A 16,039-nucleotide genomic window follows, 5' to 3' on the forward strand; every position below is an offset into this window, starting at 1 on the left:
CCCGGGGGGGGGGGCCCGGGTGCCGGCTTTGCCCAACTCCCTGTTTGCCCCGGGCCCCTCCCACGGCATTGCGTTGGGGGCCCCCCCGGGTGGGGGGGGGCCCCCTTCGTCATCGTCCCGCGGGACAAGGCCGATCAGACTGGAGAGTCCGATCAGGCGGCCTTGGTCTCCCAGAAGATGCGGTCGATCTCGGCGATGAGCTCCAGCGCCTTGGCGCCGGTCGCCGGGTCGTTCGACGCCTTGGCGGCCGAGAGGGCCTTCAGGGTGTCGTTGACCAGGGTGTGCAGCTGCGGGTACTTCTCGAAGTGCGGCGGCTTGAAGTAGTCGCTCCACAGCACGGAAACGTGGTGCTTCGCGAGCTCGGCGCGCTGCTCCTTGATGGTGATGGCGCGCGCGCGGAAGTCGGCGTCGTCGTTGGCCTGGTACTTCTCCTGCACGGCCTTGACGGACTCGGCCTCGATGCGGGCCTGGGCAGGGTCGTACACGCCGCACGGAAGATCGCAGTGGGCGGAGACCTTCGCCTTGGGGGCGAAGAGGCGGGAAAGCATGGAGTTTGTCCTCCTCGTGATCGTCTTCTCAAGGGGGAGATTACTCCGTGAGAAAGACGATTTCGCGGCCGCCCCCATGGGGTTGGGACAAAAGTCCAGGGGTCTGCCCGGGCCGGTGACCGAATGTACGGAAGAGTGCGGCAGCATGCGGGGGGCACGAAGAGTGCACCAGCGCGGTTACGGAGGTCACGGATGACGGGGAGCACGCGCTCGCGCGGCCGGACGCGGGAGTGGGAGTCGCCGTTGAAACGGATCGGGACCGTGGAGGTGAGGGGCCCCTCGATGGCGCCGACCCTGGAGAACGGGGACCAGCTGCTGGTCCGCTACGGAGCCCCCGTGCGGCCGGGCCACGTGGTGGTGCTGCGCCACCCGTTCCAGCAGGACCTGCTGGTCGTCAAGCGGGCGGCGGAGCGGCGGCCGGGCGGCTGGTGGGTGCTGGGCGACAACCCGTACAACGAGACGGGCGACAGCACGGACTACGGGGCCGTCCCCGACGAGCTGGTGCTCGCGACCGCGGTGGTCCGCTTCCGGCCGCGCCCCCGGCCGGAACACGCGGCGGAGGGTCAGCGCTCGCTGAGGGCGTGGCTCTCCTGGGCTTCCTCGGCGCTGCGCCCGCTGTGGGCGGACTCCTCGGCCTCCAGCCGCTTGCGGGCGCGGTAGGCGGCGACGTTGGCGCGCGTGGCGCACCGGTCGGAGCAGTACCGCCGGGAGCGGTTGGTGGAGGTGTCGAGGTAGGCGTTGCGGCAGGGCGGGGCCTGGCAGAGGCCGAGCCGGTCCGGGCCGTGCTCGGTGAGGTGGAAGGCCAGCCCGAAGCACGCGATCGCGGCGTAGCCGGCGGAGGCGTTGGAGGGGTGGTCGGCCAGGTGGATGTGCCAGTTCGGGCCGCCGTGCTCACCGATCGTCTCGTGCCCGGAGACCTGCGGGCTGACCGGGAACTCCATGAGCAGGGAGTTCAGCAGGTCGACGGCGAGGACGTGGTCCCCGCCGTCGGCGGCCTCGAAGACGGTGCGCAGCCGGCCGCGGACGTTTCGGAAGCGGGTGACGTCACCATCCGTGACCCGGCGGGCCATCTGCACGCTGGCGCCGAAGAGGGCGCGGACGGCGTCCACGGAGGTCAGCGAGTCCTTGTTGCGGGCCGGCTCCTCGGTGTTGACCAGGCGCACGGCGTAGTCCGAGTAATGGGCCAGTTCCACTTGTAGTCCTTACGGCTGCGGATTAGTGTCTCCGGTAACGGCTGAGACATGTTCGAGGGTATTACGCATGGAGGATTTCGTGGCGGATACGGCGCGCTCCGATACGGCACCGTCCGACTGGCAGGCCTGGCAGGACAGCTGGGACCGGCAGCAGGAGTGGTACATGCCCGACCGCGAGGAGCGGTTCCGGGTGATGCTGGACATGGTGGAGGCGCTGGTCGGCACCGCCCCCCGGGTGCTCGATCTCGCGTGCGGTACGGGAAGCATCACGGACCGCGTCCTCAAGAGGTTCCCGGAATCCACCAGTACGGGAGTCGATCTCGACCCCGCGCTGTTGACGATCGCCCGGGGCCACTTCGACGGCGACCCCCGCGTCACCTTCGTGACCGCCGACCTCAAGGACCCCGACTGGCCCGCGGCCCTCCCCCACGGCTCCTACGACGCCATCCTGACGGCCACCGCCCTGCACTGGCTGCCCAGCGAGGACCTCGCCGTCCTCTACGGGCAGCTCGCGCCCCTGCTGCGCACCGGCGGGGTGTTCATGAACGCCGACCACATGCCCGACCCCGCCACCCCCCGGATCAACGCCGCCGAGCGCGCCCACCGGCACGGCGGAATGGACCGGGCGAAGGCGGCCGGGGCGCTGGACTGGCGCGAGTGGTGGGAGCTCGCGGCCGCCGACCCCGCGCTCGCCGAGCCGACGAAGGCCCGCTTCGAGATCTACGGCGAGCACGCCGACGGCGACACCCCGCCGGAGTCCTGGCACGCGGCCACACTGCGCGGCTCCGGCTTCTCGGAGGCCCGTACGGTCTGGCGCTCGCCCTCCGACGGGCTGGTGCTGGCCCTGAAGTAGTCCCCGGGCCGCAGCGGCGGGCCGGTCATGCGTGAGGGGCGGTACGGATGTCCGTACCGCCCCTCACGCGTGGAACGCAGCCGCCCTAGAGGACCTTGGAGAGGAAGGCCTTGGTGCGGTCGTGTTGGGGGTTGCCGAGGACTTCGCGGGGGTGGCCGGATTCGACGACGACGCCGCCGTCCATGAAGACGAGGTTGTCTCCGACCTCGCGGGCGAAGCCCATTTCGTGGGTGACCACGATCATGGTCATGCCCGATTCGGCGAGGTCCCGCATGACGTCGAGGACGTCGCCGACGAGCTCGGGGTCGAGCGCGGAGGTGGGCTCGTCGAAGAGCATCAGCTTGGGTTCCATGGCCAGCGCGCGGGCGATGGCCACGCGCTGCTGCTGGCCGCCGGAGAGCTGGGTGGGATAGTTCCCGCCCTTGTCACCGAGACCGACGCGGTCCAGGAGCTTGACCGCGCGGGCGCGTGCGACGGCCTTGCTTTCGCCCTTGACCATGACGGGGGCTTCCATGACGTTCTCTATGGCCGTCATGTGGGGGAAGAGGTTGAAGCGCTGGAAGACCATGCCGATGTCCCGGCGCTGGGCCGCGACCTCGGAGTCCTTGAGCTCGTAGAGCTTTCCGGCCTTCTCCTTGTAGCCGACGAGCTGTCCGTCGACGGAGAGGCGTCCGGCGTTGATGCGCTCGAGGTGGTTGATGCAGCGCAGGAAGGTGGATTTGCCGGAGCCGGAGGGGCCGACCAGGCAGAACACCTCGCGGGGGGCGACTTCGAGGTCGATGCCCCGCAGGATGTGGGCGGGGCCGTAGGACTTGTGGACGGCCTCGGCCTTGACCATCGGCTGGGCGGTCACTTCGCCACCTCCGTACGGCGGAACATGTTCAGGTTGGCCCGCAGCCGCTGGAACGGCGTGGGCGGCAGGGAGCGCAGCGATCCGCGGGCGTAGCGGCGTTCCAGGTAGTACTGGCCGACGCTGAAGACGCTGGTCAGGGCCAGGTACCAGATGGAGGCGACGAACAGCATCTCCATGATGGCGCCGGCCGTGGACCCGATGTTCGAGGAGGCCCGCAGGAGTTCGGTGTACTGGACCGCGGACACCAGGGACGAGGTCTTCAGCATGTTGATGAACTCGTTGCCCGACGGCGGAATGATCACGCGCATCGCCTGCGGGAGAACCACGCGGCGCATGGTCTGCGTCTGGGTCATGCCCAGTGCGTGGGAGGCCTCGCTCTGGCCCTCGTCGACGGACTGGATGCCCGCGCGGACGATCTCCGCCATGTAGGCGCCCTCGTTCAGGCCCAGGCCCAGCAGGGCGACCATGAACGGGGTCATCAGCTCGACGGTCTCTTGCTTGTAGATCGGGCCGAGGTTCACGTACTGGAAGATCAGCGACAGGTTGAACCACACCAGGAGCTGTACGTAGACCGGGGTGCCGCGGAAGAACCAGATGTAGAGCCAGGCGACGGTGTTGGTCACCGGGTTCTTCGAGAGGCGCATGACGGCGAAGAGGATGCCCAGGACCAGGCCCAGGGCCATCGCGGACACGCTGATGATCACGGTGTTGCCGAGGCCGGCGATGATCGAGGGGTCGAAGAGCTTGTCTCCGACCGTCTTCCAGATCACGTTGCCCTGGGAGAAGGCGTAGACGAGCCAGGCCAGCAGGACGACGACGACCGCGCCGCTGATCCAGCGGCCGTAGTGCCGCACGGGGATTGCCTTGATGGCCTCGTACGGGTTGCCCGAGGCGCCGGGACCGGCGGGCGGGGTCGCGGCCGGATCCTTGTCGATCTTGTCAGTCACAATGACTGCCCTTCAGTGGAGCTCAGGAACCAGGGACCGGGGGCGCGGGCGCCCCCGGTCCGCACGGGTCACTTGCCTGCGTTGACCGTCGCGGACTGAACGGCGCTGTCCTTGACGTTCCACTTCTCCAGGACCTTGGCGTAGGAGCCGTCCTTGATGATCGCGTCGAGGGCCTGCTTCAGGGCGTCGCGCAGCTGGGTGTTCTCCTTGCTGACGCCGATGCCGAAGAGACCGACGTCGGCCTGCGCGCCGCCGACCTCGAAGTCGTTGCCGCCGCCCGAGGTCTTCGCGATGTACGCGGCGACCGGGAAGTCGTTGAGGTCGGCCACGGCGCCGCCGGCCTTGACGCGGGTCTGGGCCTCGGCGTCGGTGTCGAAGGACTCGATGGTCAGCTTCTTGTCACCGCACTTCGTGGCCTGGGCCTTGAAGGTGTCTTCGTAGATCGTGCCGCGCTGGACGGCGACGGTCTTGCCGCAGAGGTCGTCCAGGGACTTGATGCCCTGCGGGTTGCCCTTCTTGACGAGGAGCGAGACGCCGGAGGAGAAGTAGTCGACGAAGTCGACCCCCTTGCCGATCTGCTTGCCCTCGTCGTCGAGGCCCTTCTGGCGCTTCTCGTTGTCCGTGACCGAGGACATGATCGCGTCCTGGCGGCCGGAGTAGATCGAGGTGATCAGACCGTCGAAGCTGCCGGAGGTGAACTCGAACTTCACACCGAGCTGCTTGCCCAGGGCCTCGGCGATGTCGGGGTCGACACCGACGATCTTGCCGCCCTCGGTGAACTCCATCGGCGCGTACGCCGCGTCCGTGCCGACCTTGATGACACCCGCGTCCTGGATCTTCTTCGGCAGGGCGGAGAAGAGGGGGGCGGCGTTGGACTTCGTGGCGTCCCCGGACCCCTTCTTCTCGGTCTGGTCTCCACAGCCGGTGAGGATCAGGGCGCCGGCGACCGCGATCGCGCCGACCGCGGCGATCCGGGACCGGGCGGCGGTCGTACGGCGGGTGGTGCTTGCGGTCATGAGCTGGTTCCTCCGGCAGGTGGAAAGCATCGAAAAGCGGTCGGGCACGCCCCATCGAGTGTCGCGACCTTGTGTGATTAGGGGCATCTTGCCATTCGGACTGAGTCATTCAGGCAGCCCGTCAGGTCAAAATCGGATAACGGCAGCCCCTTCGTACCCAACAGGACTGCGGACAAGGCCCCTCAGAGCCGCACGAACGGCCGTGACCTGGTCCTTTTGCCGCACTTTTTGCGGCGCGTCTCGCCCATCGGACAGAGAGGTTTGGACTTTTCACCAAAACCGGGACAAGGAGCTTATGGTCGAGCGGGAATCGACTCGTCTGGGTGAGCGTTCTTCGGGTAGAACAGATCCTTACACCCCTCATCCGGGGCTCAGGGCGCGCGTGCGGCGCGCCCGCGCGTACGAACCTCCCCTTCGCGGAGACGGGCCTACAACCGTCGTCGCGAAGACGGACGCGGTGCCCGCCCACCCCTTAACCAGGAGTGGCCACCCTCAACGATTCAAAGACTTAAGGGGTTAAGACAGTGGCAGCGGAGATCGTCAATCCTCGCAGCGACAGCGTGACGGACAACAACCCGGATGCTGTGTTCGCGCTGCACCGGGGCGGCAAGATGGCCATCGTGGCCACCGTGCCGGTCCACAACAAGGACGACCTGTCCCTGGCGTACACGCCCGGCGTTGCGAAGGTCTGCAGCGCCATTGCCGAGCAGCCCGAGCTCGTGAACGAGTACACCTGGAAGTCCAACGTGGTCGCCGTCGTCACCGACGGTACGGCCGTGCTCGGACTCGGTGACATCGGGCCCGAAGCCTCCCTCCCCGTGATGGAGGGCAAGGCCATTCTCTTCAAGCAGTTCGGTGGCGTCGACGCGGTTCCGATCGCGCTCGCCACCAAGGACACGGACGAGATCATCGAGACCGTGATCCGCCTCGCGCCGTCCTTCGGCGGGGTGAACCTGGAGGACATCTCGGCGCCCCGCTGCTTCGAGATCGAGCGCCGCCTCCAGGAGGCGCTGGACATCCCGATCTTCCACGACGACCAGCACGGCACGGCCATCGTGACGCTGGCCGCCATGCGCAACGCCGCGAAGCTCACCGGTCGCACCCTCGCCGACCTGCGCGCCGTGATCTCGGGCGCCGGTGCCGCCGGCATCGCGATCGCCAAGATCCTCGTGGACGCGGGCATCGGTGACGTCTGCGTCACCGACCGCAAGGGCGTCGTCTCCGCCGACCGCTCCGACCTGACGGACGTCAAGGCGGAGATCGCGGGCCTGACGAACAAGACCGGCCAGACCGGTTCCCTGGAGAGCGCCCTCGCCGGCGCGGACGTCTTCATCGGCGTCTCCGGCGGTACGGTCCCCGAGGCCGCGGTGGCGACGATGGCGAAGGACTGCTTCGTCTTCGCCATGGCCAACCCGAACCCGGAGGTCCACCCCGACGTCGCGCACAAGTACGCGGCGGTCGTGGCCACGGGCCGCTCGGACTTCCCGAACCAGATCAACAACGTGCTGGCGTTCCCGGGCATCTTCGCGGGTGCGCTGAAGGTCCGCGCGACCCGGATCACCGAGGGCATGAAGATCGCCGCCGCCGACGCCATCGCCGGCGTCGTGGGTGACGAGCTCGCCGCCGACTACGTGATCCCCTCGCCGTTCGACACCCGCGTCGCCGAGGCCGTCACGGCCGCGGTCGCCGCGGCGGCGAAGGCCGACGGCGTGGCCCGCCTGGCCTGATCGCTGCGCTGAGCTGCACGAAGCGGGGCCCGTCCGATCACTTCGGCGGGGCCCCGCTTCCATTCCCCCGGGCACATCCAGCCCCTGGGCACACCCAGCCCCTCCGGCGAAGATCCAGCCCCTCCGGCGTGTGAGGAGCGGGGGTCCGGGGGTCGGCCCCCGGCAACGGCGCCGCACCCGGCGAAGGGGTCCGGGCAGAGCCCGGGGAACGGTGGAAGGGCGGGTAGGGGACGGCCCCCGCAGGGCGCACTCCCGCCGACGGGAGCGGGGAGCAACCCCGAACAGCCGCCCGCAGGGCCGGGGCAGGCCTGGATCCCCGGGCTACCGACCGGTAGCCTCGCGGCCATGTTCGCTGCCTACGCTGCCCGAATCGACCGTGACCAGCCGCTGAACGGCCTCGTGCTGGGCGAACGCCCGGCCCCGCAGGCCCGCCCCGGCTGGGTGACCGTGAACGTCAAGGCCGCCTCCCTCAACCACCACGACCTGTGGTCGCTGCGCGGGGTCGGCCTCGGCGAGGAAAAGCTCCCCATGATCCTCGGCTGTGACGCCGCCGGGATCGACCAGGACGGCAACGAGGTCGTCCTGCACTCCGTCATCGGCCAGACCGGCCACGGAGTCGGCCCCGACGAGCCCCGCTCGATCCTGACCGAGCGCTACCAGGGCACCTTCGCCGAGCAGGTCACCGTCCCCGCCTGGAACGTCCTGCGCAAGCCCGCCGAGCTCTCCTTCGAACAGGCCGCCTGCCTGCCCACGGCGTGGCTGACCGCGTACCGGATGCTCTTCACCAACGCCGGCGTCCGCCCCGGCGACTCGGTCCTGGTCCAGGGCGCCGGCGGCGGGGTCGCCACGGCCGCCATCGTCCTCGGCAAGGCGGCCGGCCTGCGGGTCTTCGCGACCAGCCGCGACGAGGCCAAGCGCAAGCGCGCGGTCGAGCTGGGCGCCGTGGAGGCCTACGAGCCCGGCGCGCGGCTCCCCCAGCGGGTCGACGCGGTCATCGAAACGGTCGGCGCCGCCACCTGGTCGCACTCGGTCAAATCACTGCGCCCCGGCGGCACCCTGGTCATCTCGGGCGCCACGAGCGGGGACCGCCCGGCGCACGCCGAGCTGACCCGGATCTTCTTCCTGGAACTCAAGGTGGTCGGCTCGACGATGGGCTCGAAGGACGAGCTGGAGGACCTGCTGTCCTTCTGCGCGGCGACCGGCGTCCGCCCGGTGATCGACGAGACCCTGCCGCTGGACCGGGCCCGCGAGGGCTTCGAGAAGCTGGAGTCGGGCGACGTGTTCGGCAAGATCGTCCTCACCGTCTAGCCCCGGAGTCCCCGGAGCCCGCTGCCCCGGCACCGCCCGCCGATGTCAATGTGGGTTGACACCCTCCCGTGTGTCAACCTACATTGACACCCATGACGGAAGCTACCGATCTGGCCGAGCGCGCCGGTGACCGCGACCCGCGCGTGGGCCTGCGCGCCGTGGCCGCCCTCCGGCGACTACTGGAACAGCTGGAGGCCGTACAGGTGCGCGGGGCCCGTGCGCAGGGCTGGTCCTGGCAGGAGATCGCGGCCGAGCTGGGCGTCAGCCGGCAGGCCGTACACAAGAAGCACGGGAGGCTCTGATGTTCGAACGGTTCACGCAGGACGCCCGCTCCACCGTGACGGGCGCGGTCGCCGAGGCCGAGCGGACCGGGGCGCAGCGGGTCGGCGAGGAGCACCTGCTCCTCGCCATGCTCGCCCTGGGCGCCCTCGACCCCCTGGGCGTCGACCGGGCCGCGATCTCCGCCGACCTGGCGGCGGCGCGCCGCCGGGGCGGCATGTCCAAGGCGGACGAGGAAGCCCTCGCGGGCCTCGGCATCGACCTCACGGAGATCGTCTCCCGCATCGAGGAGACCCACGGCGAGGGCGCCCTGTCGACCCCCGCCCCGCGCAGCCGCTCCGGCCGTACCCGCTTCACCCCGGGGGCCAAGAAGATCCTGGAGCAGTCCCTGCGCATCGCCCTGGGCCGCAAGGAGCGCCACATCTCCACCCTCCACCTGCTCCTCGCCCTCCTCTCCCGCCCCGGCACACCCGCCGAGGTCCTCACGGACCACGGGGTCACCTATGCGGGAGCCGAGGCGACCCTGACCGCCTGAGGCACGGACCCCCCTGCCGAATTCTTTGCTGCCGCGTACAACCATCGGCCCGGCCGGTGAGTCTTGTGCTGCGAAAAGAACGTTTCTCCAGGGGGTTGTCCCGTGAAGTTGTCCCGTCTCGCCGCAGCGATCACCACTGCCGCCCTGGCTCCGGCCGTCCTCCTCGCATCCCCGGCCTTCGCCACCGGCGAAGAAACCAGCGCGCCCGCCAGCCCTACGGCTCCGGCCGCGCCCGACCAGCCCACGGCGGTGCAGCCGCCGGCCGAGCAGCCCACGGCTGTTCAGCCCCCGGCCGAGCAGCCGGACGAGAGCCAGGCCGAGCAGGACCGCAAGACGATCCTCGCGATCATCGCCGACCCGATGGCCAGTGCGTACATGAAGGAAGCGGGCCACAAGGCCATAGCCGACGGCGCCGCGGCCATGCGCAAGTTCATCGAGAAGGACCAGCACACGATCCGCCGCGACGACTACCGGGTGCTGATCGCCCGTCTGGCGAACGACGCCGGCCCCGGCCTGAAGGAGGGGATCAGGAACATCTTCGAGATCGACGCGACCGTGGAGCAGCTGATCCACTTCTACGAGGTCACCCAGCACGAGCTGCGCGACGACGACAACAGGGTCGACATCGCCCGGCTGAGCAACGGAGCCGGCCCCAACCTGAAGGAAGGCGCCAAGAAGGCGCTCAAGGGCACTCCCGCCGACCGCGTCGAGTTCCTGAAGACGGGCCAGCACCACCTGCGCGACCAGGACAACCGGATCGAGATCGCGCAGGTCATCGACGGCGGGGGCCCGGAGCTGGTCAAGGCAGGCCTTGCAGCACTCAACGGCACGCCCGCGGACCGCGTCGAGTTCCTGAAGACGGGCCAGCACGAGGCGCGCGCCAAGGACAAGAAGGCCCAGGAGGACAAGGAGAAGGAGGAGGGGAAGCAGCCGGACCAGACCACCCCGACCCCCACTCCCGCTCCCACCCCCGGGACTTCCGGCTCCGGGAGCAGCAGCGGGAACACCGCCGTCACCCCTCAGGGCGGCAGCGGTCCCCTCGCCACCACCGGCGCCGGGGACACCGGCTGGATCGCGGGCGGCGCGGGCACCGCACTCGTCGCAGGCGCGGGTCTCCTGCTCGCCGCGCGGATGCGTCGCGCGGGCGCCGGGCGCTGAACCATCTCGCCGCGGCCGTACAGGGGTCGGCCGCGGCGAGGACCCGAACGATGAGTGCCTAGTCCTGCGGACCGAGGGCCGAGGCGATGCGGGCGGCCGCCTCCGCCAGGTGGGTACGGGCCTGCGCCAGCTGGTCGTCGTTGATCCCCCGGTCGCGGGCCGCGTCGCGGATGTCGTCGCGGAAGCGGTCCAGCAGCCGGTCCAGGTCGCGGGCCGGGTCCCCCGTCGGCGGCACGTCACGCGCCCAGTCCGCGTCGGGAGCGGCGGCCGGGGCAGCCGAACGAGCGGAGGGCTCGGACGGCGCGGAGGGCTCGGACGGCGCCGTCGTCGAGCCGGATCCGCCGAGCCAGGCTCCCGCCAGGCTGCCCAGGACTCCTCCCGACTTCGCGAACTGCTCCTGCAGCTGCCCTGCGATGCGCTGGACCTCCTCACGGGCCCGCTCCTGCGCCTCCTTGGCCTGCCGGCGCGCCTGCTGGGCCTCCTCGCGGGCCCGGCGGCTCTCGTCCTTCGCGCGGCGCGCCTGTTCCTTCCACTCGGCCTTCGCCTTGCGGAGTTCCTCCTTGGCGGCCTTCCAGGACTCGTCCTCCACCTGCGTGGCCGACGCGCTGGCCGCGGCCCGCAGTTCGCGCCGCAGATCGCCCGCCGCGCCGCTCACGTCGGCGCGGATCTCGGCGGCCAGCTCGGAGACCGAGTCGCGGATCTCCAGCTCCAGGTCGGCCAGTTCGCCGCCGCGGTCGGCCAGTTCGGCGCGGCCCGCGTCGGTGATCGAGTACACCTTGCGCCCGCCTTCGGTCGCGTACGTCACCAGGCCCTCGGTCTCCAGCTTGGCCAGGCGCGGGTACACCGTGCCGGCGGAGGGCGCGTACAGCCCCTGGAAACGCTCCTCCAGCAGCCGGATCACCTCGTACCCGTGGCGCGGAGCCTCGTCGAGCAGCTTGAGGAGGTAGAGGCGGAGGCGGCCGTGGGCGAAGACGGGCGGCATGTCAGAGCACCTTCTTGTCGAGCGCGAGCGGGGCGGCCGGGGCTCCGGCCGGGTCTGCGGCCGGGCGGCGCAGCAGCGCGATGGAGCCGGAGACGGTGGTGGCGCGCAGGGTTCCGGTGCCGGCGCCCAGGGTGCCGGTGATCCTCTTGGCGCCCATCTGGCCCGAGACCCGCAGGTCCTCGAAGGCGTTGGAGACGCCGCCGGTGGCGGTGTTGGCCTCGACCCGGGCGTCGGCCGGGTGCGGGAGGCGGATGGCCACCTGCCCGGAAACGGAGTTGAGGGAGATGTCGACCGGCCGGGGCGCGGGCCGGTCCTCGAGGGCGAGGTCGATCAGCATGTCGCCGCTGACCGAGTCGGCCCGCACGCTGCCCACCGCGCCGTCGACGACCGTAAGGCCGCCGGACACGGAGTGGAATCCGAGCTCGCCGGTCACGGACTGGGCCTCGACCCCGCCGGAGACCGTGTGCGCCTTGACCCGGCCGGACAGGCCGACGAGCGTGGTGTCGCCGGAGACCCCGTGGATGTCGGTGCCGCCGTCGATGCCGGAGACGAAGACGGTGGCGCTGACGCTGGCCAGCTGCACCCGGGTGGCGGCCGGGACCGTGAGGGTCACGGTCGCGCTGCGCTCCCAAGCCTTGCGGCCGGAGTCGGAGGTGGACCAGGCCTTCCAGGGCTTGCTCTCGAACCACTGCTTGAGCCCCTGGGAACCGTTCCAGGGAAGGTCCTCGTAGGAGACGGTGAGGGTCCCGCCCTCCTGCACCACGTACAGGGGCGGCCCGTCGACCTCGGACACCTCGAGGCGGGCCGGACCCTCGTCGGCGACGACGTTGACCGTACCGCCGGCCATCCGGACGCGGACCTCGGTCACCGGCTCCTCGAAGGCGAGCTTCTGTGGTGCGGCGACCGACCATGTTTTTTGCGGGTTTTGCGGGTTTTGCGGATTCTGCGGATCCCGCGCTGCCTCTGCCATGGTGCTGACCCTCCTCGGCGTACGTGCACGCAACATATCGCGTCTTCTGACTAACACGATATATCGCGGTTGCGGGAAGTCAAGCGCGTCAGGATGATCCAAAATCATCACTTTGGGCCGTTTTGGCTTAGCGTGTGGACATGTCGATCTCCCAGACCACGGCGGGCGGACTGCTGCTCTGCCGCACCGAGCCCCTCGCCGCCCGACCCGCCGCGCACATCCTGCGCGAACGCCTGCTGCTGGCCCCCGCCGGCGAGTGGAGCGTGCTGGTGCCCGAGGCCGAGCCCTGGCTCGGCGGCACGGAATCCGTGGCCGAGGTCATGGCGGGCTGGGGCGCGGCGGTCGCACTGAGCTCCAACTGGCCGGTGCTGAGCCTGTGGTGGGAGGAGGGCCGGACCGGCTTCGTACTGTCCTCCGGATTCCGCCGGTCCGCGGCCTACGAGTGGGACGCGGCGGGCCGTCCGCACGGCGAGCGGGACGCCCCGGACGCAGACGCCATGCGGGTGCTGGCGGCGCGGCTCGGACTGGACCCGGTGCTGGACCTGGAGGAACTGGAGCGCCTGACCCGCCCCGACGAGGCGGCGGACGGCGAGTCCCGACTGCTCGGCGTCGTCGCACTGCTGGCCCGCGCAGGGCTGGCGCTCCCGGCGGGCCTGAACCCGGGCGAACCCGCCGACCGGCTGCGGGAGGCGGCCCGGGTCGCACCGGCGGCGGAGCGGGTGGAGTGGGCGGGCTGGCGCGACACGGTGCGGGCGGAGCTCGCGGTGGTCGAGGACAGCCCCCTGGGCCCGTGGCTCCGGGGCCCCAAGGCGCGCCTGGCGGGTGCGGCCCAACTGGCCGCCGGAGCCCCCCTGATGATGTGGGCGGCCCGCCGCCGCAGTCCGGGCTGGCTGGCCGCGGGCACCGTCCTGGTGACCCACGGCGCGGCCGCCCTGGCCTACGACCGGGCCCGCCGCCGCGCCTAGGACCTGTCGGCCGCCCCCTACGCCGCCAGCAGCGGGCTCGCGTTGCGGCGCAGCCAGGCCCGGTAGGGCGGAGTCTCCAGCGCCGCTTCGCGGTAGGCCGCGCGCAGGTCCTCGTACACCCCGTCGGACACCTGCGCGTGCACCCCGGGGCGGGTCGCGAGGAGGAGGCGTACGGCGAGCGGATCGCCCGAGAGCGGCCGGATCGCCATGTCCTCGCGCATTCCGGAGGTGGGCTGGCAGGGGGCGACGGCCTCGCCGGAGGCGATCAGCGAGGCGGCCGTGTGGTAATCGGCGTGCAGCAGGGGCGGGTCGAGGCCGGCGCCCGCGAGGACCCGGCGCAGGCCGTCCCATTCGCCGTCCACCGACGGGTCCACGGTCCACCGGTCGGCGGCGAGGTCGCGCAGCTCCACCACGGCACGCGCCGCCGCAGGATGGTCCCGGGACATGGACACGAACTGCGGTTCCCGCTCCATCAGCACCCGTAACTCCAGCCCGGCCGGCACCCGCAGCGGGCTGCCCTCCACCTCGTGCACGAACGCCACGTCGAGCCGGCCCGAAGCCGTCATCCGCAGCAACGCGTTGGCGGACACGTCGACCATCAGGTCGGTCTCCGTGTCGGGCAGCCGCCGGTGCAGCCGCCGCAGCCAGCCGGGCAGGGCGCGGCTGGCCGTCGAGCCGATCCGCAGCCGGGGCCCCTGCGACAGCGCCCGGGCCTCCGCGACCAGGGCGGCCATCTCGGCCAGGAGCGGTCGCGCCCGCCCGAGTATGGTGCGCCCGAAGGGAGTCGGCCGGCATCCGGTGCGCTCGCGCAGGAACAGCTCCCCGTCCAGGGCGCGTTCGATGCGGCGCAACTGGGTCGTCAGGGAGGGCTGGCTCACGCCGAGTTGCCGGGCGGCCTTGTGCAGGCTGCCGGCGTCGGCGATGGCGCACAGGGCGCGCAGGTGCCTGACCTCAAGCTCCATGCCCCGAGAGTAGGCCGGGCCGAGCCGACCGCACCAGTAACCGGTATCCCCTCGAATCCCGCCATTCTCATGGGTGTTGGGCTTCCGAAACCCTCCTGATAGTCCGGCGTTATCGGGGTCTGACATCATCCGCCGACCCCTCCCGCTCCCGCAGACTCCGGTACCGAACGACCCCCCACCGCACCGGATGAGCAGGAGTCCCCCACATGCGCCACTCCCGCAAGACCACTCTGTCCGCCGTCGGCCTCGGCATCGCCGCCGTCCTCGGCGCCGTCGTCCCGGGCGCCACCGCCTCGGCCTCCCCGGGCGCCGGCAGCCCGGCCACGTACGCCGCGTACGAGCAGTCGAAGGAGAACCAGGCCGCCAACCGCGCCTTCTTCGAGGCCGTGCAGCGCGCGGTGGCCGAGCAGCGCGCCGCGGCCCCGGGCCTGGCGGCCGTCACCGTCACCTACAACACCCGCAACGCGCCCAGCTTCCGCACCCAGATAGCGCGCTCCACGCAGATCTGGAACGGCTCGGTGGTCAACGTCAAACTGCAGGAGGTGTCCTCGGGCGGGAACTTCTCGTACTACGAGGGCAACGACTCGCGCGGCTCCTACGCGAGCACGGACGGCCACGGCCGGGGCTACATCTTCCTGGACTACCGGCAGAACCAGCAGTACAACTCCACCCGCGTGACCGCGCACGAGACCGGCCACGTGCTCGGCCTGCCGGACCACTACTCGGGTCCTTGCAGCGAGCTGATGTCCGGCGGCGGCCCCGGCACCTCCTGCACGAACGCCAACCCGAACTCCGCCGAGCGCTCGCGCGTCAACCAGCTGTGGGCGAACGGGCTCGTCGCGTCCGGTCTGGACGCGAAGGGCTAGGCCCCTTCGGCCCGGGATCCCTCGATCGGGGGCTCCTCGTACCCGGGCTCGTACGCCGTGCACTCCCGGTTCCGACAGGGACCGGGGGTCCACGCCGGGACGAAGATCCCCAGGGATTTGCGCCGTCCGACCATCGTGTCGACGGGGCTCCCGCAGGCCGGGCACGACTGCTGGTCGTGCCCGGCCCGCGGGGCGACCGTCCCGTGTGCCCGCTGTTCCCGCTGTTCCCGCTGTTCACCGGCCATACCTCCACGGTAGGCCGGTTTCGCCGCTTCGGCGGGTCAGCGCTTGACGGCGTACGAGGTGACGACCTGGCCGCCGCCGAGGGCCTTGAACCCGGTCAGCTCCAGGGGGCGCGACCCGAACCCGGCGCGCGACATCGGCATGCCGGTGCCGACGAAGACCGGGTACGTCTTGACGACGAACGCGTCGATCTCGTCGATGAGCTGCCCCGCGAGGTCCGCTCCGCCGCACAGCCAGATGCCGAGCCCGTCCTGGGCCTTCAGTTCACGGACCTTCGCCACCAGGTCACCCTCGATCAGCCGGACCGCCGGGTCCGGTGCGGTGGTGAGCGAGCGCGAGACCACGTACTGCTCGCGCATGTGTCCGTACGGGCTGGTCAGGCCCTGCTTGAGGCCGGGCTCGTACGTACCGCGGCCCATGAGCACCGTGTCGAAGTGCTTGGGTTCGGCGTCCGCGATCCCGAGCTGGGCGCGCCCCGGGGTGGAGATGGTCTCCGGGTACTCGGCCTTGAGGTGATCGATGAACTCGCCGTCGAGGTAGCTGTAGATGAAATCGGTATCGCCGTCCGGGGCTCCGATGAAGCCGTCGACCGAGGTGGCGATGAAGTACGTGAGCTTGCGCAAGCGATTCTCTT

Annotated in this window: 19 protein-coding genes; 9 read left to right on the forward strand and 10 right to left on the reverse strand. The window is 70.9% G+C overall.

Annotation, left to right across the window (positions count from 1 at the left end; all coding sequences use genetic code 11):
* Positions 1 to 152: 152 nt before the first annotated feature.
* Positions 153 to 548, reverse strand: coding sequence for a superoxide dismutase, Ni (sodN, locus tag ACFVX6_RS14875; protein ID WP_030709803.1), 396 nt, complete (start codon positions 546 to 548; stop codon positions 153 to 155).
* A gap of 192 nt (positions 549 to 740) precedes the next feature.
* Between sodN and sodX the strand changes: the two genes are divergently transcribed.
* Positions 741 to 1,208 carry a nickel-type superoxide dismutase maturation protease gene (gene sodX / locus ACFVX6_RS14880; RefSeq protein ID WP_389691416.1) on the forward strand — a complete coding sequence of 156 codons (468 nt, stop codon included), beginning with the start codon at positions 741 to 743 and terminating at the stop codon, positions 1,206 to 1,208.
* Here sodX and ACFVX6_RS14885 read toward each other — a convergent pair.
* Complete coding sequence (locus ACFVX6_RS14885; RefSeq protein WP_266955249.1) at positions 1,112 to 1,741, reverse strand: CGNR zinc finger domain-containing protein; 630 nt, start codon at positions 1,739 to 1,741, stop codon at positions 1,112 to 1,114. The genes sodX and ACFVX6_RS14885 overlap by 97 nt on opposite strands.
* Positions 1,742 to 1,808: 67 nt before the next feature.
* On the opposite strand from ACFVX6_RS14885, the gene ACFVX6_RS14890 reads away from it, so the two are divergent.
* Positions 1,809 to 2,594, forward strand: a complete 786-nt coding sequence (locus ACFVX6_RS14890) for a class I SAM-dependent methyltransferase (protein WP_389691419.1) — start codon at positions 1,809 to 1,811, stop codon at positions 2,592 to 2,594.
* 85 nt (positions 2,595 to 2,679) lie between these two features.
* Here the strand turns inward: ACFVX6_RS14890 and ACFVX6_RS14895 are convergent, their stop codons facing one another.
* The 3 genes from ACFVX6_RS14895 to ACFVX6_RS14905 form a co-directional block, all read right to left on the reverse strand.
* Complete coding sequence (locus tag ACFVX6_RS14895) at positions 2,680 to 3,432, reverse strand: amino acid ABC transporter ATP-binding protein (RefSeq protein ID WP_266960087.1); 753 nt, start codon at positions 3,430 to 3,432, stop codon at positions 2,680 to 2,682.
* 11 nt (positions 3,433 to 3,443) lie between these two features.
* Positions 3,444 to 4,394, reverse strand: coding sequence for an amino acid ABC transporter permease (locus ACFVX6_RS14900; protein WP_389691421.1), 951 nt, complete (start codon positions 4,392 to 4,394; stop codon positions 3,444 to 3,446).
* Positions 4,395 to 4,462: 68 nt separating this feature from the next.
* The gene (locus tag ACFVX6_RS14905) at positions 4,463 to 5,410 is read right to left on the reverse strand and encodes an ABC transporter substrate-binding protein (RefSeq protein WP_389691423.1); all 948 of its coding nucleotides are present in this window, start codon (positions 5,408 to 5,410) and stop codon (positions 4,463 to 4,465) included.
* A gap of 524 nt (positions 5,411 to 5,934) precedes the next feature.
* Here ACFVX6_RS14905 and ACFVX6_RS14910 point away from each other — a divergent pair.
* The 5 genes from ACFVX6_RS14910 (at position 5,935) to ACFVX6_RS14930 (ending at position 10,417) form a co-directional block, all read left to right on the forward strand.
* The gene (locus ACFVX6_RS14910) at positions 5,935 to 7,137 is read left to right on the forward strand and encodes an NADP-dependent malic enzyme (protein WP_389691425.1); all 1,203 of its coding nucleotides are present in this window, start codon (positions 5,935 to 5,937) and stop codon (positions 7,135 to 7,137) included.
* Positions 7,138 to 7,482: 345 nt separating this feature from the next.
* A complete protein-coding gene (locus tag ACFVX6_RS14915; protein ID WP_389691427.1) occupies positions 7,483 to 8,445 on the forward strand; it encodes a zinc-binding dehydrogenase in 963 nt (320 codons plus the stop codon).
* A 92-nt stretch (positions 8,446 to 8,537) separates the two neighbouring features.
* A complete protein-coding gene (locus tag ACFVX6_RS14920; RefSeq protein WP_243336126.1) occupies positions 8,538 to 8,747 on the forward strand; it encodes a helix-turn-helix domain-containing protein in 210 nt (69 codons plus the stop codon).
* Entirely contained in the window at positions 8,747 to 9,259 is a 513-nt protein-coding gene (locus ACFVX6_RS14925) for a Clp protease N-terminal domain-containing protein (protein WP_389691430.1), read from the forward strand. Before ACFVX6_RS14920 ends, ACFVX6_RS14925 begins: the two co-directional genes overlap by 1 nt.
* A gap of 102 nt (positions 9,260 to 9,361) precedes the next feature.
* Entirely contained in the window at positions 9,362 to 10,417 is a 1,056-nt protein-coding gene (locus tag ACFVX6_RS14930; RefSeq protein ID WP_389691432.1) for an ALF repeat-containing protein, read from the forward strand.
* 58 nt (positions 10,418 to 10,475) lie between these two features.
* Here the strand turns inward: ACFVX6_RS14930 and ACFVX6_RS14935 are convergent, their stop codons facing one another.
* Positions 10,476 to 11,399 (reverse strand): helix-turn-helix transcriptional regulator, encoded by a 924-nt coding sequence (locus ACFVX6_RS14935; protein ID WP_389691434.1) that lies wholly within the window; start codon positions 11,397 to 11,399, stop codon positions 10,476 to 10,478.
* A 1-nt stretch (position 11,400) separates the two neighbouring features.
* Positions 11,401 to 12,369, reverse strand: coding sequence for a DUF4097 domain-containing protein (locus ACFVX6_RS14940; RefSeq protein ID WP_389691436.1), 969 nt, complete (start codon positions 12,367 to 12,369; stop codon positions 11,401 to 11,403).
* Between the two features lie 146 nt (positions 12,370 to 12,515).
* Here ACFVX6_RS14940 and ACFVX6_RS14945 point away from each other — a divergent pair, with 146 nt between their 5' ends.
* A complete protein-coding gene (locus tag ACFVX6_RS14945; protein WP_389691509.1) occupies positions 12,516 to 13,334 on the forward strand; it encodes a hypothetical protein in 819 nt (272 codons plus the stop codon).
* 17 nt (positions 13,335 to 13,351) lie between these two features.
* Here ACFVX6_RS14945 and ACFVX6_RS14950 read toward each other — a convergent pair whose 3' ends face one another.
* Positions 13,352 to 14,296, reverse strand: a complete 945-nt coding sequence (locus tag ACFVX6_RS14950; protein ID WP_389691438.1) for a LysR family transcriptional regulator — start codon at positions 14,294 to 14,296, stop codon at positions 13,352 to 13,354.
* 206 nt (positions 14,297 to 14,502) lie between these two features.
* On the opposite strand from ACFVX6_RS14950, the gene snpA reads away from it, so the two are divergent.
* Positions 14,503 to 15,162, forward strand: coding sequence for a snapalysin (gene snpA, locus ACFVX6_RS14955; RefSeq protein WP_389691440.1), 660 nt, complete (start codon positions 14,503 to 14,505; stop codon positions 15,160 to 15,162).
* Here snpA and ACFVX6_RS14960 read toward each other — a convergent pair.
* Positions 15,159 to 15,407, reverse strand: coding sequence for a hypothetical protein (locus tag ACFVX6_RS14960; protein ID WP_389691442.1), 249 nt, complete (start codon positions 15,405 to 15,407; stop codon positions 15,159 to 15,161). The two genes, snpA and ACFVX6_RS14960, sit on opposite strands and share 4 nt — an antisense overlap.
* Before the next feature lie 36 nt (positions 15,408 to 15,443).
* Complete coding sequence (locus tag ACFVX6_RS14965; protein WP_389691444.1) at positions 15,444 to 16,028, reverse strand: dihydrofolate reductase family protein; 585 nt, start codon at positions 16,026 to 16,028, stop codon at positions 15,444 to 15,446.
* Between the last annotated feature and the right edge of the window lie 11 nt (positions 16,029 to 16,039).

It is taken from the genome of Streptomyces sp. NPDC058289 (genome assembly GCF_042880975.1).
Lineage (GTDB): Bacteria > Actinomycetota > Actinomycetes > Streptomycetales > Streptomycetaceae > Streptomyces > Streptomyces stoeckheimensis.

What these genes read in the sequence shown, in the direction of transcription:
- sodN (WP_030709803.1), bottom strand. Translation starts at nt 548, where the DNA reads ATGCTTTCCCGCCTCTTCGCCCCCAAGGCGAAGGTCTCCGCCCACTGC.
- sodX (WP_389691416.1), top strand. Translation starts at nt 741, where the DNA reads ATGACGGGGAGCACGCGCTCGCGCGGCCGGACGCGGGAGTGGGAGTCG.
- ACFVX6_RS14890 (WP_389691419.1), top strand. Translation starts at nt 1,809, where the DNA reads ATGGAGGATTTCGTGGCGGATACGGCGCGCTCCGATACGGCACCGTCC.
- ACFVX6_RS14895 (WP_266960087.1), bottom strand. Translation starts at nt 3,432, where the DNA reads ATGGTCAAGGCCGAGGCCGTCCACAAGTCCTACGGCCCCGCCCACATC.
- ACFVX6_RS14905 (WP_389691423.1), bottom strand. Translation starts at nt 5,410, where the DNA reads ATGACCGCAAGCACCACCCGCCGTACGACCGCCGCCCGGTCCCGGATC.
- ACFVX6_RS14915 (WP_389691427.1), top strand. Translation starts at nt 7,483, where the DNA reads ATGTTCGCTGCCTACGCTGCCCGAATCGACCGTGACCAGCCGCTGAAC.
- ACFVX6_RS14920 (WP_243336126.1), top strand. Translation starts at nt 8,538, where the DNA reads ATGACGGAAGCTACCGATCTGGCCGAGCGCGCCGGTGACCGCGACCCG.
- ACFVX6_RS14925 (WP_389691430.1), top strand. Translation starts at nt 8,747, where the DNA reads ATGTTCGAACGGTTCACGCAGGACGCCCGCTCCACCGTGACGGGCGCG.
- ACFVX6_RS14935 (WP_389691434.1), bottom strand. Translation starts at nt 11,399, where the DNA reads ATGCCGCCCGTCTTCGCCCACGGCCGCCTCCGCCTCTACCTCCTCAAG.
- ACFVX6_RS14940 (WP_389691436.1), bottom strand. Translation starts at nt 12,369, where the DNA reads ATGGCAGAGGCAGCGCGGGATCCGCAGAATCCGCAAAACCCGCAAAAC.
- ACFVX6_RS14950 (WP_389691438.1), bottom strand. Translation starts at nt 14,296, where the DNA reads ATGGAGCTTGAGGTCAGGCACCTGCGCGCCCTGTGCGCCATCGCCGAC.
- snpA (WP_389691440.1), top strand. Translation starts at nt 14,503, where the DNA reads ATGCGCCACTCCCGCAAGACCACTCTGTCCGCCGTCGGCCTCGGCATC.
- ACFVX6_RS14960 (WP_389691442.1), bottom strand. Translation starts at nt 15,407, where the DNA reads ATGGCCGGTGAACAGCGGGAACAGCGGGAACAGCGGGCACACGGGACG.